This is a genomic window from Singulisphaera rosea (assembly GCF_054877945.1).
This window is the reverse complement of sequence record NZ_JBTYIP020000018.1, coordinates 14,637-36,376: the sequence shown is the minus strand read 5'-3', so window position 1 is coordinate 36,376 and position 21,740 is coordinate 14,637. Positions and strand designations below refer to the sequence as shown.

The 21,740-nt window shown below is 63.3% G+C and carries 18 protein-coding genes; 9 read left to right on the top strand and 9 right to left on the bottom strand.

Annotated elements, in window-relative coordinates; translation table 11 throughout:
• Positions 1-21 precede the first annotated feature (21 nt).
• Positions 22-3,375 carry an efflux RND transporter permease subunit gene (locus tag ACYOEI_RS25825; RefSeq protein ID WP_462852517.1) on the top strand — a complete coding sequence of 1,118 codons (3,354 nt, stop codon included), beginning with the start codon at positions 22-24 and terminating at the stop codon, positions 3,373-3,375.
• A gap of 280 nt (positions 3,376-3,655) precedes the next feature.
• Here the strand turns inward: ACYOEI_RS25825 and ACYOEI_RS25820 are convergent, their stop codons facing one another.
• The 4 genes from ACYOEI_RS25820 to ACYOEI_RS25805 all read right to left on the bottom strand — a co-directional run bounded on the left by ACYOEI_RS25820 (position 3,656) and on the right by ACYOEI_RS25805 (position 7,139).
• Positions 3,656-4,786, bottom strand: coding sequence for an arsenate reductase/protein-tyrosine-phosphatase family protein (locus ACYOEI_RS25820; RefSeq protein WP_462852516.1), 1,131 nt, complete (start codon positions 4,784-4,786; stop codon positions 3,656-3,658).
• 123 nt (positions 4,787-4,909) lie between these two features.
• A complete protein-coding gene (locus tag ACYOEI_RS25815; RefSeq protein ID WP_462852515.1) occupies positions 4,910-5,194 on the bottom strand; it encodes a YbeD family protein in 285 nt (94 codons plus the stop codon).
• 543 nt (positions 5,195-5,737) lie between these two features.
• Positions 5,738-6,172, bottom strand: coding sequence for a response regulator (locus ACYOEI_RS25810; protein ID WP_462852514.1), 435 nt, complete (start codon positions 6,170-6,172; stop codon positions 5,738-5,740).
• A 46-nt stretch (positions 6,173-6,218) separates the two neighbouring features.
• Complete coding sequence (locus tag ACYOEI_RS25805; protein WP_462852513.1) at positions 6,219-7,139, bottom strand: NAD(P)-dependent oxidoreductase; 921 nt, start codon at positions 7,137-7,139, stop codon at positions 6,219-6,221.
• A gap of 414 nt (positions 7,140-7,553) precedes the next feature.
• Here ACYOEI_RS25805 and ACYOEI_RS25800 point away from each other — a divergent pair, with 414 nt between their 5' ends.
• From ACYOEI_RS25800 to ACYOEI_RS25765, 8 genes are all read left to right on the top strand, one after another.
• Positions 7,554-8,564, top strand: coding sequence for a DUF3500 domain-containing protein (locus tag ACYOEI_RS25800; RefSeq protein WP_462852512.1), 1,011 nt, complete (start codon positions 7,554-7,556; stop codon positions 8,562-8,564).
• Positions 8,565-8,588: 24 nt separating this feature from the next.
• Positions 8,589-8,945 (top strand): rhodanese-like domain-containing protein, encoded by a 357-nt coding sequence (locus ACYOEI_RS25795; RefSeq protein WP_462852511.1) that lies wholly within the window; start codon positions 8,589-8,591, stop codon positions 8,943-8,945.
• Between the two features lie 242 nt (positions 8,946-9,187).
• Positions 9,188-10,495 (top strand): Gfo/Idh/MocA family protein, encoded by a 1,308-nt coding sequence (locus ACYOEI_RS25790; RefSeq protein ID WP_462852510.1) that lies wholly within the window; start codon positions 9,188-9,190, stop codon positions 10,493-10,495.
• Between the two features lie 23 nt (positions 10,496-10,518).
• A complete protein-coding gene (locus tag ACYOEI_RS25785; protein WP_462852509.1) occupies positions 10,519-10,845 on the top strand; it encodes a hypothetical protein in 327 nt (108 codons plus the stop codon).
• Between the two features lie 64 nt (positions 10,846-10,909).
• Complete coding sequence (locus ACYOEI_RS25780) at positions 10,910-12,109, top strand: FG-GAP repeat domain-containing protein (protein WP_462852508.1); 1,200 nt, start codon at positions 10,910-10,912, stop codon at positions 12,107-12,109.
• 383 nt (positions 12,110-12,492) lie between these two features.
• On the top strand, positions 12,493-13,632 hold the full coding sequence (locus tag ACYOEI_RS25775; protein ID WP_462852507.1) for a lysylphosphatidylglycerol synthase domain-containing protein: 1,140 nt from the start codon (positions 12,493-12,495) through the stop codon (positions 13,630-13,632).
• Positions 13,629-14,600: a glycosyltransferase family 2 protein gene (locus ACYOEI_RS25770; protein ID WP_462852506.1), complete on the top strand. Its 972-nt coding sequence runs from the start codon at positions 13,629-13,631 to the stop codon at positions 14,598-14,600. Before ACYOEI_RS25775 ends, ACYOEI_RS25770 begins: the two co-directional genes overlap by 4 nt.
• The gene (locus ACYOEI_RS25765; RefSeq protein ID WP_462852505.1) at positions 14,597-16,111 is read left to right on the top strand and encodes a hypothetical protein; all 1,515 of its coding nucleotides are present in this window, start codon (positions 14,597-14,599) and stop codon (positions 16,109-16,111) included. The genes ACYOEI_RS25770 and ACYOEI_RS25765 overlap by 4 nt, the downstream gene beginning before the upstream one ends.
• 266 nt (positions 16,112-16,377) lie before the next feature.
• Here ACYOEI_RS25765 and ACYOEI_RS25760 read toward each other — a convergent pair whose 3' ends face one another.
• The 5 genes from ACYOEI_RS25760 to ACYOEI_RS25740 form a co-directional block, all read right to left on the bottom strand.
• The gene (locus ACYOEI_RS25760) at positions 16,378-16,965 is read right to left on the bottom strand and encodes an ISAzo13-like element transposase-related protein (protein WP_462852504.1); all 588 of its coding nucleotides are present in this window, start codon (positions 16,963-16,965) and stop codon (positions 16,378-16,380) included.
• A gap of 1 nt (position 16,966) precedes the next feature.
• Positions 16,967-17,482: an ISAzo13-like element transposase-related protein gene (locus tag ACYOEI_RS25755; RefSeq protein ID WP_462852503.1), complete on the bottom strand. Its 516-nt coding sequence runs from the start codon at positions 17,480-17,482 to the stop codon at positions 16,967-16,969.
• 1,262 nt (positions 17,483-18,744) lie between these two features.
• Positions 18,745-19,041: a hypothetical protein gene (locus tag ACYOEI_RS25750; RefSeq protein WP_462852502.1), complete on the bottom strand. Its 297-nt coding sequence runs from the start codon at positions 19,039-19,041 to the stop codon at positions 18,745-18,747.
• Between the two features lie 201 nt (positions 19,042-19,242).
• On the bottom strand, positions 19,243-19,671 hold the full coding sequence (locus tag ACYOEI_RS25745; RefSeq protein WP_462852501.1) for a hypothetical protein: 429 nt from the start codon (positions 19,669-19,671) through the stop codon (positions 19,243-19,245).
• A gap of 98 nt (positions 19,672-19,769) precedes the next feature.
• Positions 19,770-21,671, bottom strand: a complete 1,902-nt coding sequence (locus ACYOEI_RS25740) for a sigma-70 family RNA polymerase sigma factor (protein ID WP_462852500.1) — start codon at positions 21,669-21,671, stop codon at positions 19,770-19,772.
• Positions 21,672-21,740 lie beyond the last annotated feature (69 nt).

Sequence of the window (21,740 nt, the reverse complement as noted above, 5' to 3'; positions counted from 1 at the left end):
CACCACGGGTTGTTTCACGCCATGTTCACGAAATTCCTCGATCGGCCGGCGCTCGCGATCGTCATCTCGATCATCCTCCTCTTCCTGGGTGCGGTGGGCATCTTGACCCTCCCGATCGCACAATTCCCGGATATTGCACCGCCGACCGTGATGGTTTCCATCTCCTACCCCGGCGCCAGCGCCAACGTCCTCGTCGAGTCGGTCTTGATCCCGCTGGAGCAATCCATCAACGGCGTCCAGAACATGCGCTTCATCACCTCCTCCGCCACCAGCGCCGGGGAGGCCGCGATCATCATCTACTTCGAACCGGGAACGAATCCCGATATCAACGTGGTGAACGTGCAGAACCGGGTCAATATCGTCCTCTTCCAGCTCCCGCCCCTGGTCGTTCGCGAGGGGATCCTCGTCAGCCAGGTCGTGCCAAGCATGCTGATGTATGTGAATATTTACAGCACGGATCCCAACGCCGATCAGAAAGATCTCTTCAACTTCGCCAACATCTACGTCATGCCCCGGCTCAAGCGCATCAAGGGCATGGGCATCCCGAGGAACTTGGGCAACCGCATCTTCGCGATGCGGGTCTGGCTCGACCCCGACCGCATGCGTGCCTACAACGTCTCGTCCGAGGACGTCATGAAGGCGCTGTCGGAACAGAGCATGATCGGCTCACCCGGGCGACTCGGCCAGGCGACGGGCCGGACGTCGCAGTCGAAAGAATATGTATTAACTTATATAGGTAGATTCAATAAGCCGAGTCAATACGAGCAGATCATCCTGAAGGCGAATCCCGACGGCGAGATACTCCGGCTGAAGGACGTCGGCCAGGTCGAGCTGGGGCCCCAGTTCTTCGACATCTACTCCGACATCAACGGCCACCCCGCGGCGTCGCTCGTCCTGAAACAGGCGCCTGGGTCCAACGCCTCCGAGGTGATCGAGAAGATCAAGGGGGAGCTCGAGCAGATCAAGAAAGAGTCCTTCCCTCCGGGGATGGACTACGAGTTCGCCTATGACGTGTCCAAGTTCCTGGACGCGTCGATCGACAAGGTGCTGCACACGCTCCTCGAGGCGTTCATCCTGGTGTCGCTCGTCGTCTTCATGTTCCTCGGTGACCTGCGGTCGACGCTGATCCCGACGCTGGCGGTCCCGGTGTCGCTGATCGGCTCGTTTTTCGTCCTGAGGTTGATGGGCCTTTCGATCAACCTGATCACACTCTTCGCGATGGTCCTCGCCATCGGGGTCGTGGTCGACGACGCGATCGTGGTGGTCGAGGCCGTCCATGCCAAGATGGCCCAGAAGCACTTGTCGCCCTACACGGCGACTTTCGAGGTCTTGCAAGAGATTTCGGGCGCGATCATCGCAATTACCCTCGTGATGACGTCGGTCTTCGTCCCCGTGACGTTCATCCCCGGCGCGGTCGGCACGTTCTATCGCGAGTTCGGGATCACCATGGCCACCTCCATCATCCTGTCGGGACTGGTGGCCCTGACTCTGACGCCCGTGCTCTGTGCGATGATCCTCAAGCCCCACGCCCACCCCGGACATGAGGCTCATCCGAGCGACGGCGGCACTGCGTCTCCCACGCCCGCCGCGAGGAGGACGCGCGGGCTGGGCGTCAGGATCCTAATTGCACTCGGAGGACTGCTGACCCTGGGAGTGGTGACGTATCTGGCTTACGAGTTGTGGGGGCCGGTGGGCTTCGGGCTCATCCTGATCCCGCTCGTGAGGAAGCCTTTCGACCGTCTTATCGAGAAGATCACGGTCGGTTACGCCGCGATCGTGCGACGCATCGCCACGCGACGAGTCCTGACCATGGCGATCGTCGGTGCATTCGCTGCGGGCATCGTTTCGGTCAACACGCATCTCCCGACGGGTTTCATCCCGGGCGAGGACCAGGGCATTATCTACGCGGTCCTCCAGACGCCACCGGGCTCCACCCTCGAGTATACGAACGCCAAATCCCAGGAACTCGAGCAGATCGCCCGAGAGATCAAGGAGGTCACCTCCGTGACCTCGTTGGCCGGCTACGAAGTCCTGACCGAAGGCCGCGGTTCGAACTCGGGCACCTGCATCATCAACCTGAAAAACTGGTCCGACCGGAAAAGGACCGCGCGAGAACTTATTCGAACTCTGGAACAGAAAAGCACCAAGATCAGCAACGTCAAGCTCGAGTTCTTCGAGCCGCCCGCAGTCCCCGGCTTCGGCACCGCCGGCGGCATCTCGATGCTCGTCCTCGATATGACGTTCTCCGCGGATTACCAGCGGCTCGGGCAGGTGACGGAAAAGTTCATGGCCGCCCTGAAAAAGCGGAAGGAAGTGGCGAACCTGTTCACCTTCTACGCCGCCAACTATCCGCAGTACGAGGTGGTCATCAATAACGACGTCGCGATGCAGAAGGGCGTCTCGATCAAGGCCGCGATGGACAACCTCAACATCCTGATCGGAAGCACCTGGGAACAAGGTTTCATTCGTTTCAACTTCTTCTACAAGGTGTTCGTCCAGGCCCGATCCGAGTTCCGGCGCTATCCGGAGGACCTGGACAACCTCTTCGTCAAGAACGACAAGGGGGAGATGGTCCCCTACTCGGCGTTCACGACGTTGGTCAAGAAGCAAGGCTTGAATGAGATCACTCGCTACAACCTCTATACCTCTGCCGCCATCCAACTCGCGCCGGCACCGGGATACAGCACCGGCCAGGCCATCCAGGCGATCAAGGAGGTCGGCGCCAAGACGCTGCCCCGCGGATACGACGTGGGCTGGTCAGGGCTCGCTTACGACGAGGCGAGGAAGGGGAATGAGGCGGTCTATATCTTTATTATTGTCGTGACCTTCGTCTATCTGGTGCTGGTCGGGCAGTACGAGAGCTTCATCCTGCCGCTGGCCGTGGTCATGTCGCTGCCGGTCGGGGTCTTCGGCTCGTTCCTCTGCCTCCGGGCCCTCGGCCTGGCGAACGACGTCTACGCCCAGATCGGCCTGGTCATGCTGGTCGGTCTGCTCGGCAAGAACGCGATCTTGATCGTGGAATTCGCGGTCCAACGACGGCTCCAGGGCGTGTCACTCCACGAGGCGGCCGTCGAAGGCGCCCAGCTTCGATTCCGGCCGATCTTGATGACCTCCTTCGCCTTCATCGCCGGCCTCTTTCCGTTGGTCGTGGCGACCGGCGCGGGGGCGATCGGGAACCGGACGATCGGCACCACGGGCGCCGGAGGCATGCTGTTCGGCACGATCATCGGCGTCCTGGTCATCCCCGGCCTCTACTACCTGTTCGGACGGCTCGACGGTGGCCGGAAGCTTCTCAAACGCGCGACGAAGTCCCCCTTGAGCGAGCCGCATGGCCACACCGCAGGGCATGGGCACAACGAGCCAGGGCCCAAGTAGTCGATGATCCGGATCGAGGGGTCTCGGCGCCCGCTCAGCAACTGCTGATGGGCCAAGCCGAGGCCTTCGCCTTCGCGAGAGGGCTGGAGAGAGACGTTGATCGGAGGTCGAAGAGCGGCAATCGGTTGGGTCGCGATCGGGCTTGGCGAAGGGGGGACGCGCCGTTGCCTTCTTACCTTGGCGGGGAAGGAGTGCCCTACCCACCCTGCGAACTCCGCAAACCGCCGGTTGGCGGGGCATTCCTGCCCCGCGTTTGTGGGCGGTACATCCAGGAATTGCGCTAGAGGTTCAGATCGTCGAGGAACCTTTGGAGATAGTCCTCGATCGCGCGGGCGGTGCGGAGGTAGGTCTCTCGATCCGAGCCGACGGGGTCGGCGACGTCGTCCCCGCCCGGATGGAGGAGTCGGGCGCGAGGGGCGCACTCGGGGATGTGGTCGAGCAGTGTGTCGAGATGATCGTTGGTCATCGTCAGGATGTGGTCGGCGTGCAGGATCATGTCGGGGGTGAGTTGCCGACTGCTGTGATTCTGGAGCGTGCCGCCTCGGGAACGGACGACGTCGATCGCGTGACCGGCGGCGGGCATCCCGTTCGAAGTGGCGATGCCAGCGGAGGAGACGACGAATCCTCGCTCCTCGATCTCGTCGATGTCACATCCAAGCCGATTGGCGAGTAAGACCTTGAAAAGGGCCTCGGCCATGGGGCTTCGACAGGTATTCCCCGTGCAGACGAAAAGGAGGATCGTCCCGGCCATCCGCCGGATCGAGGTCTCATCGAAGCCACCGGCGCGGGTGATTTCCCACCGATCGCCCTCGACCTGGACCACCGTCGAAACCGACTCGAGGAGCGTGGGACCGTCGTCGACGACCAAGGCCAGGCCCGGCAACGTTGCGAACGCGCCGGATGTCGTCTCAACTCCAGGTTCGGGCCGATCGACTTCCGCCAGGACGAGCGGGGCAGGGTGGAGCCGGAGCACCTCGCGGAGGAAGGGATGGGAGGGGGATCGCAACGCCACCGAACCTTGGGGGAAAAGGCTCGACCGAACCTGCGGAGGAAGCCGGTGCGACAGGCCTTGCTCGGAGGCGTCGGGGAACTGGAGCGTCAGGGGCCCCGGCCAGCCCCGGCGGGCCAACTTGGCACCGATGCCCGAGAGGTTGGGGAACCAGTCCTCGGCTTCCACCGCCCCTTTGATCAGGAGCGTCAGGCCCGAAGGTCCTCCTTCGGGGATCGTCGCACGAATCTTCGCGACCGACTCGGGTTGGAGCGCGCTCGCGGCCAAACTGTGGATCTCCTCGGTCGCAAAGGCGACGATCCCACCTTGTGCCAGGCAGGCTACGGCCCGATGCACGGCATCTCGGCTGTCGTCGCAACGCGCAAGGTCGATCCGTTCCGGCGGCGAGGGAGGCTCGATCATCGCTGGGAGAATGCCTCGAGTTTGAGGGCGAGCCCCGACGGCGGGGCCAAGGAGGGATACTCTATGCCTTGCGTCTCGGCGTGGTCAATCCGATCCGCAGGTCCGGCGACATACGGGCCGACATCAGAAGAGGAGCGTCAAACCCTCGAGTGCCCGAATCCTGGCATAGATCCCACGGACCTGTTCGGCATTCTGGACCGTGATATCCAGCGTGATTGCCACGTGGCGGCCACCGGGAGTCGTCCGGAGGGAGTAATCCAACTCCGAAGTCCCCGAAACCTCGGCCGCGGCGGCTTCGACCACGCGGTCGGCGAAACCGTTCTCGGCGATTCCGATGGCCTTGATCTGGTATACGCCCGGGAAAAAATGCGTCGACTCGAGAAGATCGAGGGAAGGTCGGTGATCCATGGCCGGCTCCCAGGCCCCGGGATGAGTCTGAAGATATCCCCCCGGACAATGATACGCAAACCGCCGTCCTAGGCCAATGGTGGAAGGCTTGGCGATCCGTAAGGTATTGGCGTGACCGACGAAAACACCCCGTTGGGGTCGAGCCCACCGGGGCGGCGTTGGGGATCTTGTTTCGTGGGTCGCCTCTCGCTCGGGACGAACGGAGAGGGGAGGCACCGGCGGGACCAGTCGAGTCCGAGAAGATCTTCTCGGACGCGAAGCGGCCGCCCGCCTTTACTCTCGAGGGAGCGGGCCTGTCACCGACCTTATTTCTTGCGGTGCCGGATCCTGCTACGCATCCGACGCTTCTTCCGGCCGACCTTGCGGCGGCCCTTTCCTCGACGACGACTGGCCATGCGTTCTCCTCAACGAACCTGCCGGGACCGTGCCACCGAACGATGACCACGGTGAGTCGTGAAAGCTTCAAATGATAACCGAGGTGCCCGACTCACTCAAGGCGGTCCCGGATACACTTCGCGTCGATGACTGTCGGCGGTCACTGGCTCAGTTCGAATTAGTCGGCCCCGGGGTCTCCGGCTCGTCGCCGTCGGGGTTCCGCAGCTTCGCCATCAGTTCCGAGATATCCAGCGGCTTGAGGAGGACCCAGTTGATCCCCCACGACTTCCGGTCCTGCACGGTGGTGTCCATGTCCCACCCGGTGATGAGCGCAACGCGGGGCCTCGGGACCAGTTGCGAGGCGAAACGGGCCACTTCGCGTCCATCCAGGTCGGGGAGTCTGAGGTCGGTCAGGAGGAAGTCGGGAGGAGGCGCGGACCGCAACGATTCGAGCGCGGAAGTGCCATCGGTCACGACGGTGACGTCATACCCCATGACGGCGAGAATCCTCGAGAGCCCCTTGCTCGCCGCGTCGTTGTCCTCGACGAGCAGGATCCGAGGCCGATTCGCAGTCAGGGATTCGCCGGGATCGGGCGTGTTCATGGATACGCCCCTCCTCAACGGCGTCGAGGGTAAGACGTGAAGGGCATCAGGCTGACGCATGCTTCCACTCGACCTGAGAAAGTCGGGCCAGGGCGAGCATCAAGGCATGAGTGCCCTTCCGCCCGAGTCCCTGTGCCTCGACGGCTCGATAAAGCTGCTCGGCCAAGGCCAGGCCGGGCAGCGCCAGATTCATCCGCTTCGACTCGGATAGGGCGATTCCCATATCCTTCAAGAAGTGCTCGACGAAGAACCCCGGCTCGAAGTTGCCGGCGATCACCCGCGGCCCGAGGTTGTTCAGGCTCCAGGAACCGGCCGCCCCGCTTCCCACGCTCTTGAGGACCTCGTCCAGGTCCAGTCCGGCCTTGTGGCCGTAGAGCAGGGCTTCACACACCCCGATCATGTTGGTGGCGATCAGGATCTGATTGACCATCTTCGTATGCTGGCCGGCCCCGGCGGCCCCTTGGTGGACGATCGTCTTCCCCATCACCTGGAAGACGGGGAGGAGGGCCTCGTACGTCTCGGGTTCGCCGCCGACCATGATCGAGAGCCGGGCCTCACGCGCCCCGATATCTCCCCCGGAGACGGGGGCGTCGACCGCGTGGACCCCTTTCGATTTCGCCGACTCGAAGATTTCTCGGGCCAGGGCCGGCTCGCTCGTCGTCATGTCGACGAGCACTTGACCGGGCTTCGACCCGGCCAATGTACCATCCTCCCCAAGGATCACTTCTCGAACGTCGCGCGGGAAGCCCACGATCGTGAAGATCACGTCCGAGGTCTCGGCCAACTCGCGCGGGGTCTTGGCGAGATTGGCCCCTCGGTCGGTCAGCACCTTCGTCTTGGACGCGGTCCGGTTATAGACCGTGGCCTGGTATCCGGCGTCGATGAGATGGCCGCACATCGAGGTCCCCATGACCCCGGTCCCGATCCAACCAATGCGCGTCTTGCCAGGCGCGAACTCGAGTGCCATCCACAACCCCACTGATTCACGGTGACTCGAACGTACGTGCGGACCCAAACCTCGCCTAAATTATATTAAACGAATAAGTTCGATGATAGCGTCCCTCGAAATGCGGCAAAAACGATGCCCGGCACCTCGAGCTCGGCCAGCGAGGAGCGGAAGGGTCCCGATCTGGAGAGTTCGTCGGCGATCCGTCGAAGATTCCTGCGTTGGAATCAATTCGTTAATGCGCAATACCGGGGGCCACACGTTCCGTGACAACACCGACGTTTGTCGGAGCAAGATTTTCCTGGCAGGGGTGAATTCGAGCGTCTAGGATGTGTCGGATTCAAGACGAAAGGGGGCCGAGCCTTCGGCCCGGGGTCGGTCGCGGGCGTGCTCCCCGCACGCCGCGTGCACCATTCGTGGTGGGAGCCTTCGCAAATGCGTGGAATGAAGCCGAGTCTGCTGCTGGCGGCGATCGGCGTCGTCGGCCTGGCCCTATGGGCGAACGCCTACGTCGACCAGACGGCCAACCGGATGTCGACGGCCGCGAATCGTCTGCTGGCCGCCCTCGACAAGTCCCAGACGGCGAAACTCAGCTTCGAGTTCGGTTCGCCCGAACGCCTGAACTGGCACTTCATCCCTCGCCCTCGCAAGGGCCTGCCTATCAAGGAAATGACCCCCGCCCAGCAATCCCTCGCCTTCGGCCTGCTCCACACGGGCCTCGGCGCTTCGGGATATCTCAAGGCGACCACCATCATGAGCCTCGAGCAGATCCTCCTCGACCTCGAGAAGGGATCGGGGCCGGTTCGTGACCCCGAGCTCTATTTCTTCACGATCTTCGGCACCCCGGGCGAGACCGGGCGCTGGGGCTGGCGTATCGAGGGGCACCACCTCTCGCTGAACTTCACCCTGGATGGCGGGAAGATCGTTTCCGCCACCCCCGCCTTCTTCGGGGCGAATCCCGCCGAAGTCCGCCAGGGGCCGCGCCAAGGGCTCAGGACCCTGGCCGACGTCGAGGATCGCGCCCTGAGGTTGGTGCAGGCCCTCGACGAAGCGCAGCGTAAGGTCGCCATCACCGCCGAAAAGGCCCCGAACGACATCCGGGCGGCCAACATCGCGCAGCCCCCCACGGAGGCCGCCGAGGGGATTGCATACTCCCGGTTGACCGACGAACAACGCGGTATGCTCCGCTCGCTGGTCACCGCCTACGCGGAAGACATGCCCGAGGACGTTTACAAGGAGTGGGTGAAGGAGATCAAGGAGGCGGGCGAAGAGAACGTCAAGTTCTCCTGGACCGGCCCGGCGGAACGCAATCAGCCCCACGCGTACAAGGTCCAGGGGCCGACGTTCCTGATCGAGTTCAACAACACCCAGACGAACGGCAACCACATCCACAGCGCCTGGCGGAACTTGCTCGGCGATTTCGGCGTCCCGCTCGCTGCGAAGTGAGCCTCATGGAAAGTCCTCCGACTCGTGTCTAACTCTCAGGTGGTCCGGATCAGTCCCGCCGATTTCCAGAAGCGGCTCGAGGGCGGCGAATCGATCGCCGTCCTCGACGTCCGCGAGGATAGGGAACGTGCCTATTGCGCGATCTCCCTCCCCGAGTCGATCCCCAACCTCCACATTCCCATCGGCCAAGTCCCCTCCCGGTTCGATGAACTGGACGAGGAAGGCCAAAGGGCCATGCTCGTGGTCTACTGCCACCATGGCGTCCGTTCGATGGCGGTCGCCGAGTGGCTGGTCCGAAACGGCCTGACGTCGATCGCCAACCTCGAAGGGGGCATCGACGCCTGGTCGCAACTGGTCGACCCGAGCGTCCCTCGATATTGAAGACAAGGTCGAAGACACCGATCAATCCACAAAAGACGCGGATGAACGCAGATTTTGATTTTTTCGAATTTATGTTCATTCTGTTGTTGGTGGATTGAATCTTCTCGTTGCGTACATCCTCCGGTGATCGGCTTCGTCGCGCGCGGCTTGAGATTCCCTCGCGGGTCTGTTACGAACGCAACGGGGTATGAGGCCTCGCCGATCGACGCCCTCCGCAACCTTCTCGCCCAGGAGTGTTCTCGATGAACTCCGTGACCCGTCGTGATTTCCTGGCAGCCTCGGCGATCGCCGCCGGGGCGTTGAGTCGAACTCGGGCGGATGCCGATGAGACGGCACCGAGGTCGAAGCCGGTCTCGGCGAACGAGAAGGTGACCCTCGGGATCATCGGCGTGGGCGGCATGGGGACCGGCCTGCTCAACATCTTCAAGGGTCTGCCCGACGTCCAGATCGCCTCGGTCTGCGACGTCTACGAAACGCACCTGCTCCGGGCCAAATCGCTGGCCGATGGTAAGCCGTCCACACACAAGGACTTCCGCGAGATCCTCGATCGGAAGGATATCGACGCCGTCGTCGTGGCGACCCCCGACCACTGGCACGCCATCCCGACCATCCTCGCCTGTCAGGCCGAGAAGGACGTCTACTGCGAGAAGCCGCTCGCGTTCCGGATCGCCGAGGGGCGTGCGATGGTTGATGCGGCGAGCAAGCATCGCCGGATCACCCAGATGGGCAACCTGATCCATGCGGGCGAGAACTACCGCAGGGTGGTCGAGATCGTCCAGTCCGGCGCCCTCGGCACGATCAGCAAGACCAGGGTCTGGATGGCCGCCGACCGTCGAGGTCTGGGAAGCCCGGCCGACTGCGCACCGCCCCCCGGATGCGACTACGACTTCTGGCTCGGGCCGGCCCCCAAGCGTCCGTTCAACCCCAACCGATTCACCTTCAACTGGCGCTACTTCTGGGACTACGGCGGGGGGATCCTCACCGACTTCTGCTGCCACATCGTCGACCTCGTCCACTGGGCGATGGATGTCGAGGCACCCGAGACGATCACGGCGACGGGCGGCCGGTATGCCCTCGACGACAACGCCGAGGTCCCCGACACGTTGGAAGTCCTCTACCACTACGCCAAAGGGCCGAAGGGCTTCGACATGGTCTGGAGCCAGACCGACGCCAATGCGCACGGGCTTGAGGGCCAGACTCAGGGGATCATGTTCCAGGGGACCGAAGCGACGCTCGTCGCCGGTTACAACGCCTACAAGATCATCCCCGAGAAGGGGAATGTGATCAAAGAGCCACTCCCCACCCTCCCACGCTCGATCGGTCATCACAACGAATGGATCCAGGGGATCAAGACCCGGACCCCGTGCTCCTGTCGGTTCGAATACGGCCATCGCCTGACCTCGGTCGGAAGCCTGGGGAACATCGCGCTCTGGACCGGCGAGAAGATCCGTTGGGACGCCAAGGCCGAACGAGTGACGAACCATCCCGAGGCGAATCGCTACCTCGCCCGTGAAGAATATCGAGCCCCCTGGACCCTGCCGAAAGTTTGAGTCGACGAGCCCTCGGAAGTCTCATGATCGAATTGTTGGTCATCCCCGACTGGAATACCCCGGAACGGACGCTCGAGGACTGGGTGTCCCGGCTCTCGGAGGTCGGCGGCCCCGTGGTCGTGACCCGAGAGTCGGTAGGCGCCTCGTGGATCGAGATCGCCTCGCTCCGGCTACGCGGCTACGCCGTGATCGAAGGACCGCGACTCGAGGCGATCAACTTCGAGTTGACCGCCCTCGACCCCGACCCCGCGTTGCGCGTCATCGAGGCGGTCTCGAAGGATCTCGGCTGGGAAGTCCATCCCGACGAGCCCGACTTAGCCGACGACCCCGAAGATCCCGATGACGAATGACCCGCGGCGAGGCGAGGCCTCTCCGCGCATTCCCATACCCCGACCTCGCCTAGGAGATTGAGCCTTGAAACTCTCTCGGATGTTGGCCGCAGGCCTCCTGCTCGCGTCGGGAACGCAGGCCCTCGCGGCGGACCCTGCCTGGAAGCAGCACGCGATCAATGGGAAGAGCGAATTCGAGGCCGCGAGCGCCTTCGACGTCGACGGCGATGGCAAGCTCGACCTCTTCTCCGGGGATACGTGGTACCAGGCGCCCGACTGGACGCCCGTGAAGGTCCGCACCGTGGAACGGGTCGGCTCCTACTTGAATGATTTCGCCACCCTCCCGCTCGACGTCAACGGCGACGGGCGGACCGACGTGGTCACGTGCACCTACTTCACCAAGGCCGTCGGCTGGCTGGAAAACCCCGGGACCAAGGGGGCCGAGTGGGCCTATCACGAGATCGACGTCCCCGGCCCGAGCGAGTGCGGCGTGCTCGTCGACCTGACGGGAGACGGCAAGCCCGAAGTGCTCCCGAACTCGGTCACCCAGCTCGTCTGGTATGAGCTCGAGAAGGCCGGTGCCTCGCCCGCCTGGAAGAAGCACGACTTCGGCAAGGACGCGGCCGGCCACGGAGTCGGCTCCGGCGACCTCAACGGCGATGGCCGGGTCGATCTCCTGACCCCCAAGGGCTGGTTCGAGGCCCCCTCCGACCCCAAGTCGGACACCTGGGCCTGGCATGCCGACTGGAATCTCGGCGCGACCGGGATCCAGATCTTCGCGCGTGACATCGACGGAGACGGCCTGTCGGACCTCGTCTACGGGATGGGTCACGACTACAACCTTTGCTGGGAGAAGCAGGGCAAGGGGCCGAACGGCGAGCGGACCTGGACCAAGGAGATCATCGACAAGACGGTCGCCTCGGTGCATACCCTGATCTGGGCCGACATCGACGGTGACGGGAAGGCCAACGAGCTCGTCAGCGGCAAGCGCGTCTATGCCCACGAGATCGAGCCGGGCGCGACTGACGGCTCGCTCGTGGCCTGGTACCGCTTCGACCCCGACGCCAAGGCCTGGACGAAGCACGTCATCTTCCAGGGCGTCGCCGCGGCCAATGCCCCCGCCGAAGGGCCCAAGCGAAACGCCCAGAAGGACTTCCCCGCGGGAACCGCGGGTACCGGCCTCCAGTTGACCGCCATCGACATCGACAAGGACGGCGACGTCGACCTCCTCTGCCCAGGCAAGAGCGGCCTCTACCTGTTCGAGAACCTGGGAACCTCCCGCTGATCGGTCGAGTCTCCGCGCGTGGCCCGACAACGCCCCCCGTGGGCGTTGCCGGGACGCCCTCGATCACCCGTCCGTCTCCCGAAACGGCACCCTCTTCGTGGCCGGACTCCTGATCGGTAGCCGAAGTCTCCCCCGCTCGAGACCTCGCTTCCCGCCGCTTGATCCCCCCCGAAGTTGGGTCCGTAGTGAAGGGCTTCCTCCGCAACAAGTCTCTAGGTTTTAAATTTTGATTTTATGTTCAGTCTCTATATTTAATATTAGTCATTGAATCTTGGGCTTGGCCGAGGCATGGGGTTTTCGACCTCGCGTCAACGGGTGATCGCCCTGCTTCCCGGACGCTTGGCGATCGGGTTCACGTCGACGCGCGATTGTAACGGTGCCTCGTGCAATGGGCGGTCCGCGCCCCCTTGCGAAATGGCGGTCGGGCCGATATTTTGGGTGCGGCGTTCCAGCTTCCACCCACCAGGCGACCCTTTCGTCACCCCGACCCCCTCCCCACCACGATGATCCGAACCGGTTGGTCCTCGGCCGACACGATGACCTTCCCGGGCAAGGTCCTTCAAGGGATCAAGCAGCGCGCGAACAAGCGGACCAAGTTCGCCCTCAAGACCCTGGTAGGCTTGGTCGTCCTCTTCGCGGTCGGGCGCCACGTCGTCCAGACCTGGACCAAGCTCCATGAGCACGGCGGAGCAATCCGAGTCGAGCCCATTTGGCTCGGGCTTGGGCTGATCTCCTACCTGGTCGGGCTCAGTGCCTACGGCTTCTATTTCCATCGAGTCCTGGCCGAGAGCCCGACGCCTGTCGGGGTCTTCGCCGCGCTCCGGTCCTACCTGATCAGCCACCTTGGCAAATATGTTCCGGGCAAGGCGATGGTCGTGGTGATGAGGGTCGGCCTCGTAGTCCCGCACGGGGCGAGGGCGGCGACGGCCACGTTCGCGACGTTATATGAGACTCTCGTGATGATGGCCGCCGGGAGCATGTTCACGTTCGTGGGATTTCTCCTCGCGCCCGCCGACCGCTTCGAACGCTGGCCGGTCGTGGCGGGTCTGGCCCTCTCGGCGATGATGCTGACCGTGGTCGACCCCCTCGTCTTCCCGCGAATCTCCAGGCTTCTGAGCCGCCCCTTGAAGGGGGTCGGCCCCGACGCCCTCCCTCGGTTCTCCCGGAAACTCCTGTTCGAAGGACTGCTCTGGTCGGTCGTCGGATGGTTCTTCCTGGGATTGAGCCTGGTCGCCGTCCTGCGGGCCTTCTCGGCCGGGGCGGTCCCCCTTCAAATTTGGCCGATGGTCATCGCCAGCGTGGCGTTCGCGACCGTCGGTGGTTTCGTGGTCGCCGTGCTCCCCGGGGGCCTCGGAGTCCGTGAGGGAATCATCATGGCCACACTCAAGCCCGTCGTCGGCGACGAGCTATCGGTCCTCGCCGCGCTCGCGTTGAGGCTCCTCTGGGTCCTCGGTGAGCTGCTCGCCGCCGCGGGCCTTACCGCCTTTCGTCCCCGATATCCCGTGAAGGCCGAGGCCTCATGATCAGCGTCGTGATCCCGGTCAACAACGAAGAAGAGAGCCTGGCCGCCCTCCACGCCGAGCTCGACGCCGTCGTCGCCTCGAGAGGAATCGGGGCCGCGGAGTTCATCCTCATCGACGACGGGAGCCGAGACGGCTCCTGGAAAGTCATCACGACGCTCGCGGGGATCGACCCCCGGGTGCAAGGGATCCGCTTCCGGCGCAACTTCGGCAAGGCCGCCGCCCTGACCGCCGGCTTCGAACGGGCACGGGGCGAAGTCATCCTGACGCTCGACGGCGACCTCCAGGACGACCCGGCCGAGATCCCCCGTTTCCTCGAACGCCTCGAGCAAGGGTTCGACGTCGTGAGCGGTTGGAAGAAGACCCGGCACGACCCCTGGCACAAGGTTTTTCCCAGCCGAATCTTCAACCGGTTGGTGAGCAGCATGACGGGCTGCTGGCTCCACGACCACAACTGCGGCTTCAAGGCCTACCGACGAGAAGTCCTGGGCGAGGTCGGGATCTACGGCGAGCTCCATCGTTTCGTGCCCGTGCTCGCCCACGCCCGAGGGTTTCGCGTCGGCGAGATCGAGGTGCGACACCGAGCAAGGCGGTTCGGCTCGTCCAAGTACGGCGTGGCACGCTTCATCAAAGGATTGCTGGACCTGTTGACCGTCCGGTTCTTGACTCGGTTCAGCCAGCGTCCCCTCCACGTCCTCGGGGCCTTGGGGCTTGGCCTCTTCGTCATGGGAGGGCTGGGGATGTTTATCCTCGCCGTCGGTTGGGTGCTGGGGGATCGTCCGATCGGCAATCGTCCGTTCCTCTTCTATTCGGCGACCCTCCTGGGGGTGGGGACCCAACTCCTGAGCCTCGGCATCCTCGCCGAGCTTGTCACGTCGTATAACATCCGAGCGGAAGACACCTTCAGCATCTCCGAAAGAGTCGGGACGACCACGACGGGCCGTCCGGACGAGGTGGAGACCCCAGGATGAGCAACGCCAGCGTCGATTTCGAGGAAACCCCGGCTCGTTCCCAGATGCGACAGTTCTTCGCCCTGATCGTCATCGGGGCCGCCACGGCGCAGGGGCTCGGGTTGACGTTGAAGATGCCGACCCAGGTCGCGGCCAACGACATCTCGCGCTGGTGCACCATCTGGAGCCTCCTCGAGCGTGGGAGCTATGTCATCGACGAATGTCCCTGGGAGAGCAAGACCCAGGACAAGGTCAACAAGCCGAACAAGCTGACGGCCCCGACGGACAAGGACGGCGCCCTCCGCAAGTTCGAGTACGCCATTGCCCCCCGTTCTTGGAAAGAGGGCGAGCCGGCCGATCATTTCTATTCGAGCAAGCCGCCGCTCCTCCCCACGATCATCGCGGGGATTCTCTATCCGTTCCGGGCTGCGACCGGTGTGCCGCTCGATCGGTTCATCGACCAGGAGCGGCTCCCGCGCTGGGTCGAGAAGGAAGGGCAGGCCAAGCCCGTCCTGGAAACCCCGCCGGACCCGGTGAAATGGCCGGTGTATGTGCTCTATTTCAAGCCGATCGTCGTCTTGCTCAACGTCGTCCCGCTGACGATCTTCCTGATCCTCTACGCCCGCTTCCTCGACCGCCATGCCTCGAACGATTGGGCCTGGTTCTTGAGCCTGGCGGGGGCCTCCTGGGGGACGCTCCTCTTCGTCTTCGACCAGACCTTGAACAACCACACCATCGCGGCCACGAGCGCGTTCGTCACGATCTACGCGTTGACGAGGATCTGGGACGAAGGTGAGCGCGGCCGCCATTGGTTTGCGCTCGCAGGGTTCTTCGCGGCGTTCTGCGCCACCAACGAACTCCCCGCCGCCGTCTTCGGGATCCTGATCTTCCTGATGCTCCTGATCCGGTTCCCGAAGCCGACGATCGTCGCGTTCGTCCCCGCGGCGATCGTGCCGTGCGCGGCGTTTTTGGTGACGCAATACCTGGCGTTCGGGCAATTCACGCCGGTTTACGAGGAGTTCGGCACCAAGAGTTACCGGTATGAGGGGAGTTACTGGAACACGCCCCTCGAGATGGACTGGTTCAACAGCAACCCCGAATCCAACCCCGTCTACCTGTTCCACATGACGTTCGGGCACCACGGGGTCTTCTCGCTGACGCCCCTCTATCTGTTCTCGATCTACGGGACGTTGCGGGCCCTCTTCAGTCGCGGGCGACTCCGCGCACTCGCGTCGTTGACCCTGGTCCTCACCGTCGCCATGTTCGCCTTCTACCTCTGGAATCCGAAGGCGAGGAACTACGGGGGGTCGACCCAGGGGCTGCGCTGGCTGTTCTGGCTGATCCCGTTCTGGCTGATGTTTTTGCCGAAAGGCATCGAGGAGGGGCAGGATCGGCATTGGGTGCGTCGGCTGTCTCTGGCCGCATTCCTCCTGTCCGTCTTCACGGTCGGCTACGCGTCGCGCAATCCGTGGAGCCACCCTTGGATCCTCGATGCTCTTGAACATCTGAATTTGTACACATTGAAAAGATAGCAAGTCTTCGGGGAAAATGAGCCTGGACGACGTGACCACCGGGGTGATTTGATACCGGGCCTCTACGTTGCTCGGTAGCTCCCCGGGGTCTGTTGCGGCCCGCGGACGATGACAACCGGCGCGGATTTTCGCGAACGATTCAACGCTCGCGACCACGAAGGCGGGTCGGGCTCACCGTTTCCATCCCAATCCTCACTCGAGGTAGCGGACGGGGAATGGCCTGAGCCTCGCCGGACGCTACCTGGGCATTAGGCGTTCGTCGGGAATTATTTCACCTGCCGATCCTTCGCTTTTGGTTTAATAGTGACGTCGTACTTGGGGAGTCTCGCCGATCGCTGCATTCGGGCCTCATAGCCCTTCATTTCCTTCGCGCCCACCCGAACACCATCGGGATACGATCCCTCGAGAGATTCCACCTTCGGGTGCCGCCCTTTCCAGGTCATCCGCCTGGCGCATTGCATGGCCACCTCCAAGCTCCTCGGCAACACCCCGTTCCACTTCCTCTCCAGTGATGACCAGCAACGCTCGATCGGGTTGTACTTGCTGTGGTAGGGCGGATAGTACACCAGGCGGATCTCCAAACCCGACCAGTCCGCGAACTCGACCCTCCGCTTCAAGAACGGCGTCCGACGCCCCGAGTTCTTCGGTCCGTTGTCCAGATAGATCACCGGACGTTTGATCCCCCGGTAGCCTCGCCCCACTCGCGGCCACCATGGCCGCAAGACGTCCACCCGAGCGTCGCTCGCCTCGCGCGAGCGCATGACCAGCATCAATGCACCGGTCGCGACCGTCAGAATCCCGAACGGGACCACCTTCTCCTTCGCCGGAGGGTCGTGGTCCCATCCCTCCCCCACCTCACCTCGGGCGTCGGTTTGGGTTTTTCCCCCCCCGGGCGTATTCTCCCAAGCTCACCTTCGCCTTCGTGTCCATCGAGATCTCAAGCGTCTCGGGGTCGTCCTTCACTCCCGCCCGGACCGCATTCACGTTCGCGAAGATCGCGTCGGTCTCCTCGGTCTTCTTCAACGGCTTACCTTTCTGGATCCGCTTCAATCGGTAGTTCATCCGATTGAGGATGTCGCGCAACGTGCGCTCGCTGGGCAGGTCCGCCTCGGCATGGCCCCGCTCGAGCAGGGATCGGCGCACCTCGGCGGCCGACAGGTTCGTGTACCGTCGGGAGGACTTGAGCTCGGGATCGGCGTAGGTCTGGGGTTCGACGATGGCGCGGATGTCGGCCGCCAGTCGCGGATCCTTGTCTTCGCTCCGCCGTTGGCCACGGGCGGAGAAGTTCTCCAGGCAACGCATCCCTTGACGGGATTCCTGCATCCCTTTCTCGACCGTCTCGCGACCCCAACCGAAACGCCGTTCGGCCACCCGGGCGCTTCCGCCACATAATTCCCTGGTGACTTCGGCCTGGAACAGTTCTCGAATCGAATCAAAATCATGCAGAAATGAAATTATGTATAATTTTTTTTCGATTTGAGGCCCGTACGCTCTCACTTCGAGCTCGAAGGGAACCGATTCGGAGGAGCCATGTCGTGGTGCAACCGCAAGAATGATCCGCTCGGAAGGGCGTCGTTCACTAAAAATACACAACCCCCTTGCGGGGCGGCCACCGGATTGATATTCTATCAAGCACTCACGAAGGAATGACCCCGAGCCGCACTCCGGCTCGGGGTCATTCCAGACCTCAGAACTCTTGATTCTGAGGTGCCGCGTGTGGGAAGGGCGAGTGGGAGGGGTCGTGCGAGGCTACCCACTCGCCCCTTGGCGGTAAGATATCGAGGCATGAAGCCAGGATATCCGTCGCCATGAGGGTGGCTCGAGTTGATTTATGAGTTGATGCAGACTTGACTGCTTTAAAGTTGTGTCTCGTCTCTCATCTTTCGTCTCATTTCTGACACCCCACTCAAAAGCAAACTGAGTGCCAGAGCCGGTCGGTTCCCGCCTCATTTCGATCGGATTTCTTCTAACTGGCAGTCTGGCAAACTCTTGCAGCAAGTTCTGGCGATCAAGACTCGGCGCCTTCGCGTACGATTTGATTCGAGAGCCTTATCGCGCTGCGGATTGTCGACTAAAAACCGGGCATCGGTGGCCTACTCCTCGGGCATGGGGTTTATCGATCCGAGATCGGACGTGTTCTCGAGCGACAACAACCAATGACGTCCTCCCTCGGATGACCGGATTGACCCCGACGTTTCGCATTGTGCGACGTTCTTGATCGTCCGAGACACGTCATCCTCCACCGACACGCGAGACGAATCGTCGGCAGGGTTGTCACGCGCAACGTCGTGAGATTCCTTCGGTAAATCTTGACGACGTCTCGGAGATTTTGTGCGGGCGATGTCGAGCCGAAGGGCTACGCGGGGGAGACAGGTTGAGCCCCGATTAAGAGAGTTAGAAAAGCGAAGGCCCAGTCTCATTCACGAGACTGGGCCGCTTTCCGATGGTCGGCCTGGTTGAGGAGGCCGGGGTGGGGACGATGGGTTCGTGGGACCTCATCGAGCCTGGACGCCCCTCGATTAGGGACTTCGCCTATCCGGCTGAAGGGATAGCAGTCTATCGAGGGACGGGACCTCTCTCAGTCGCACCTTCACCGGGATGGATGCGTTGAACCCGAGGAGCGGTGGGGAGGTTCAAGCCGTGCCGGCGGCGGCACGTCGGATGCCCTGGAGGGCTGCTTCGACCGCGAGGTTGTATGCGGTGATGATGTCGGGGTCGGGGTCGGAACCGCCGTGGGCGTGGATCGGCCGAGCCAGGAAATCGGCGAGCACTCGGAGACGCTCAGTCTCGGCACGGTGCCAGGCCAGATCTTGCCTCGCTTCCCAACGCGTCCGCTCGCTGTCGGCAACACTGGGCTCGGTCGCTGCGGTGGCGGCAGCAGCAGCAGCGGCGGTGTACGCGGCCGGCGGGACGATCTCGGGACTCTTCATGATTCGCGGCTCCCCTCCCCAATGCGCCGGTCTCCCTCGACTTCGTTCGCACTGCGAGAGTCGGGATCGATCAAATCCGATTCGATCGTGCAAGTCAACCTGGGTCGGTGGTCCGTGAAACAACGTACACTCTGACCTTGTCGACTTCGAGGCCACCACCAACGGCACGCGGCATCGGCCGCGCCTCGATGGGTCATCACCTCAACGAGGTAGCGGCATGGATCGGTTCGGTCGAAATTCCTCATGGCTGGCCAACTCGGCCTGGGCCATGTCGACCGGGGCCGTGATTTGCCACGTGGTCAGGACCCGATCTTCGCCGTCTTCGACTTTGAAGCTGTCGGTATACAGGACCTTGTTACCCCTTCGCATCGTAATCCGGTGCTCGCCGTTCGGGAGCTCGCAGACGAAGGGGGTGTAAGTGTTGCTGCCGACCTTGAAGGTGACGTCGCCGACCTCCACGGTGACGTTCGGGTCGGTCACGTGGACCGTCACCGTCGCCGACGACGGCCCGACCTGGGCGGCGATCCACCAGAGCATGGTCCCGGCGAGGACGCATACGCCCCCCTCGAACGCGAGCCTGATCACGCGGGAGACGGCCTTCGGCATCACGGAGATTGAAGAAGTGATCATGTCTTTGCTCGTTTCTCGATAAGCGGGGACTCGGCGTGGTCGCCCTCGGGACGCCCGAGGCCGGTCCGGGTCGATGTCGGGTGGGGACGATCAGGTCGTCAGTTCACGGTCGGCGTGTCTCGGCGTGCGACCGAGTTTTGCCCCATCGGTCGGGGCAATTTCAGGGCCTTGGCGGCGTCCGACGAGGGATCGTCGGCGCCGGCGGAGGGGGATGGGGCGAGGACCAATTCTCCGAGCGTCCCCGAGTCGAATCCTTTGAAGACCTTCCAGGGGGCCCAGCAAGTATAGGTCGGGAGCTTCTCATGTTCCGGCGATTGATTCGCGGGCGAAGTGTTCGGGATGTTCTGGTCGAGGACCGCCACGTCGAATCCGATCCTCTTCCCGGGTTGGAGTTTCGTGGGCCGATCCGGGTAGCGGTCGAAGACCTGGATCGCCCATTCGTAAACGATCACGTCATCTTTTCGAGTCCAGGCCATCGTCGTGGTCGTCTTGCGAATGTCCCCGTAGAGCAAGGCCGGATTGGCCGTCGTCGGGGATCCGTAGACCCGGCCCGGGTCGGGGATCGCCGCGTATTGCAGGTCCGGCATCGTCTCGGCGTGGAGGGACGTCTTCCAATCGGCCGAGGGCATCTTCTTGATCTGGCGGTCGGAGCGTAGTCCATCGACGAAGACTTCGACCGCGTCCGTATGCCAGGGATCTCGGTGGTCGAAGACCGGGAGTCGGTCCGGGGTGATCACCGCGAGGTAAATCTGCTGTGCCTCCGGATCGTAGCCGACCGAGAACGACGACGGGGGTGCGGAATCGGCCTCGACCGCCGCGAGGGCGCGGTTCTTTTCCCCTTGTCCGTTCGATTCCACTAACAGGTGTCGCTTGATATCCTTCGGCCAGTCGCGGAGGTCTCCGTCGATCGTGATCCCGCGGAGCGGGTAGACCGTGGCGTTCGTGGCACGCAACGGGACCTGGACCGGTTCGGGGACATTCTTCGCCACGCCTTCAACGATCGGGCGTTCCTCGGCCTTCGACGCGATGGCCGCTTTCGTCGTCGTCGCGATGGGCGAGTCGACGGCGTCTCGTCTCGCGGTCGCAGGAGTCGCGGGGCCTTGTTCGTAATAGGCCGACAGACCTGCGCCGGAAGTCGTCACGAGCCCGAGGCCGACCAGGGCGAGGGGCCATTTGAACCGCGAGTAGGACATCGCCTTGACCGTGGCCTCGACCAACCCGGCGACGCCACCTGAGGCCGCGGCGAAAGCCGTGGGCTTGCCCGCGGCCATGAGGACCGCCGAGCGGACCGTGGAGTCGACGAGGGCCGCGGGGACGACGGTCGCGGACGCCTGCCGGGGGGCGATCCCCAATGCCGACGCACCGCCGGGAACGACCATCCCGCGTCGCGAAAGCCGGGACCTGAGGAGGTCTCGTGCCCTGGTGAGTCGGCCTCGGACCGTGCCCGACGGCCACCCGAGTTGTTGGGCCGCTTGTTCCTGGGACATGCCTTCGAGATAGCAAAGGACGATCGCCGCACGATACTTCTCGGGTAGGCGGCGGATCTCGTCGTCCAGGACCGATTGTTCCGCGAACAATTCCTCCGCGAAGCCGTCGCCCGAGTCGTTCAGACGCTCGGTGATCATCGTGGCGGCCTCGCGTTCGAGGCTGCGGCGCCTGGCCGCGTTGACCTTCGCCCGAGACGACACGCGGTGGGCGACCCCATACAGCCAACTCGCCACCGAGGAGCGATTGCGGACCGATGCGGCCTTCCGCACGAGCACCAGGAACGTAGCCTGGAAAGCGTCCTGGGCGTCGTGTTCGTCATTCAACACCCCCCGGCACACACGCAGCACCATCGGTCCGTGCCGCGTGACCAACGCCGTGAACGCGGCTTCAGCGGAGGGTCCCTCCGATCGGAACTGTTCCAGCAACTGTGCGTCGGTGCAAGAGCCGATCGGGCCGATCTGGAAGAGCGTCCGGAGATCCCGAACCGTGGTGTTGGTAAGTTTCGCCGGCATTCGCTCACATCTCCGCTTACTGGTTCTTCTGCAAGTAGTGCCCTGGGCCGGCCAGACTGCTACACTTTC

Bases quoted from the DNA above. Each gene is read 5' to 3' on its own strand.
- ACYOEI_RS25825 (WP_462852517.1), top strand. From the start codon at position 22: ATGTTCACGAAATTCCTCGATCGGCCGGCGCTCGCGATCGTCATCTCG.
- ACYOEI_RS25820 (WP_462852516.1), bottom strand. From the start codon at position 4,786: ATGATCGAGCCTCCCTCGCCGCCGGAACGGATCGACCTTGCGCGTTGC.
- ACYOEI_RS25815 (WP_462852515.1), bottom strand. From the start codon at position 5,194: ATGGATCACCGACCTTCCCTCGATCTTCTCGAGTCGACGCATTTTTTC.
- ACYOEI_RS25810 (WP_462852514.1), bottom strand. From the start codon at position 6,172: ATGAACACGCCCGATCCCGGCGAATCCCTGACTGCGAATCGGCCTCGG.
- ACYOEI_RS25805 (WP_462852513.1), bottom strand. From the start codon at position 7,139: ATGGCACTCGAGTTCGCGCCTGGCAAGACGCGCATTGGTTGGATCGGG.
- ACYOEI_RS25800 (WP_462852512.1), top strand. From the start codon at position 7,554: ATGCGTGGAATGAAGCCGAGTCTGCTGCTGGCGGCGATCGGCGTCGTC.
- ACYOEI_RS25790 (WP_462852510.1), top strand. From the start codon at position 9,188: ATGAACTCCGTGACCCGTCGTGATTTCCTGGCAGCCTCGGCGATCGCC.
- ACYOEI_RS25785 (WP_462852509.1), top strand. From the start codon at position 10,519: ATGATCGAATTGTTGGTCATCCCCGACTGGAATACCCCGGAACGGACG.
- ACYOEI_RS25770 (WP_462852506.1), top strand. From the start codon at position 13,629: ATGATCAGCGTCGTGATCCCGGTCAACAACGAAGAAGAGAGCCTGGCC.
- ACYOEI_RS25765 (WP_462852505.1), top strand. From the start codon at position 14,597: ATGAGCAACGCCAGCGTCGATTTCGAGGAAACCCCGGCTCGTTCCCAG.
- ACYOEI_RS25750 (WP_462852502.1), bottom strand. From the start codon at position 19,041: ATGAAGAGTCCCGAGATCGTCCCGCCGGCCGCGTACACCGCCGCTGCT.
- ACYOEI_RS25745 (WP_462852501.1), bottom strand. From the start codon at position 19,671: ATGATCACTTCTTCAATCTCCGTGATGCCGAAGGCCGTCTCCCGCGTG.
- ACYOEI_RS25740 (WP_462852500.1), bottom strand. From the start codon at position 21,671: ATGCCGGCGAAACTTACCAACACCACGGTTCGGGATCTCCGGACGCTC.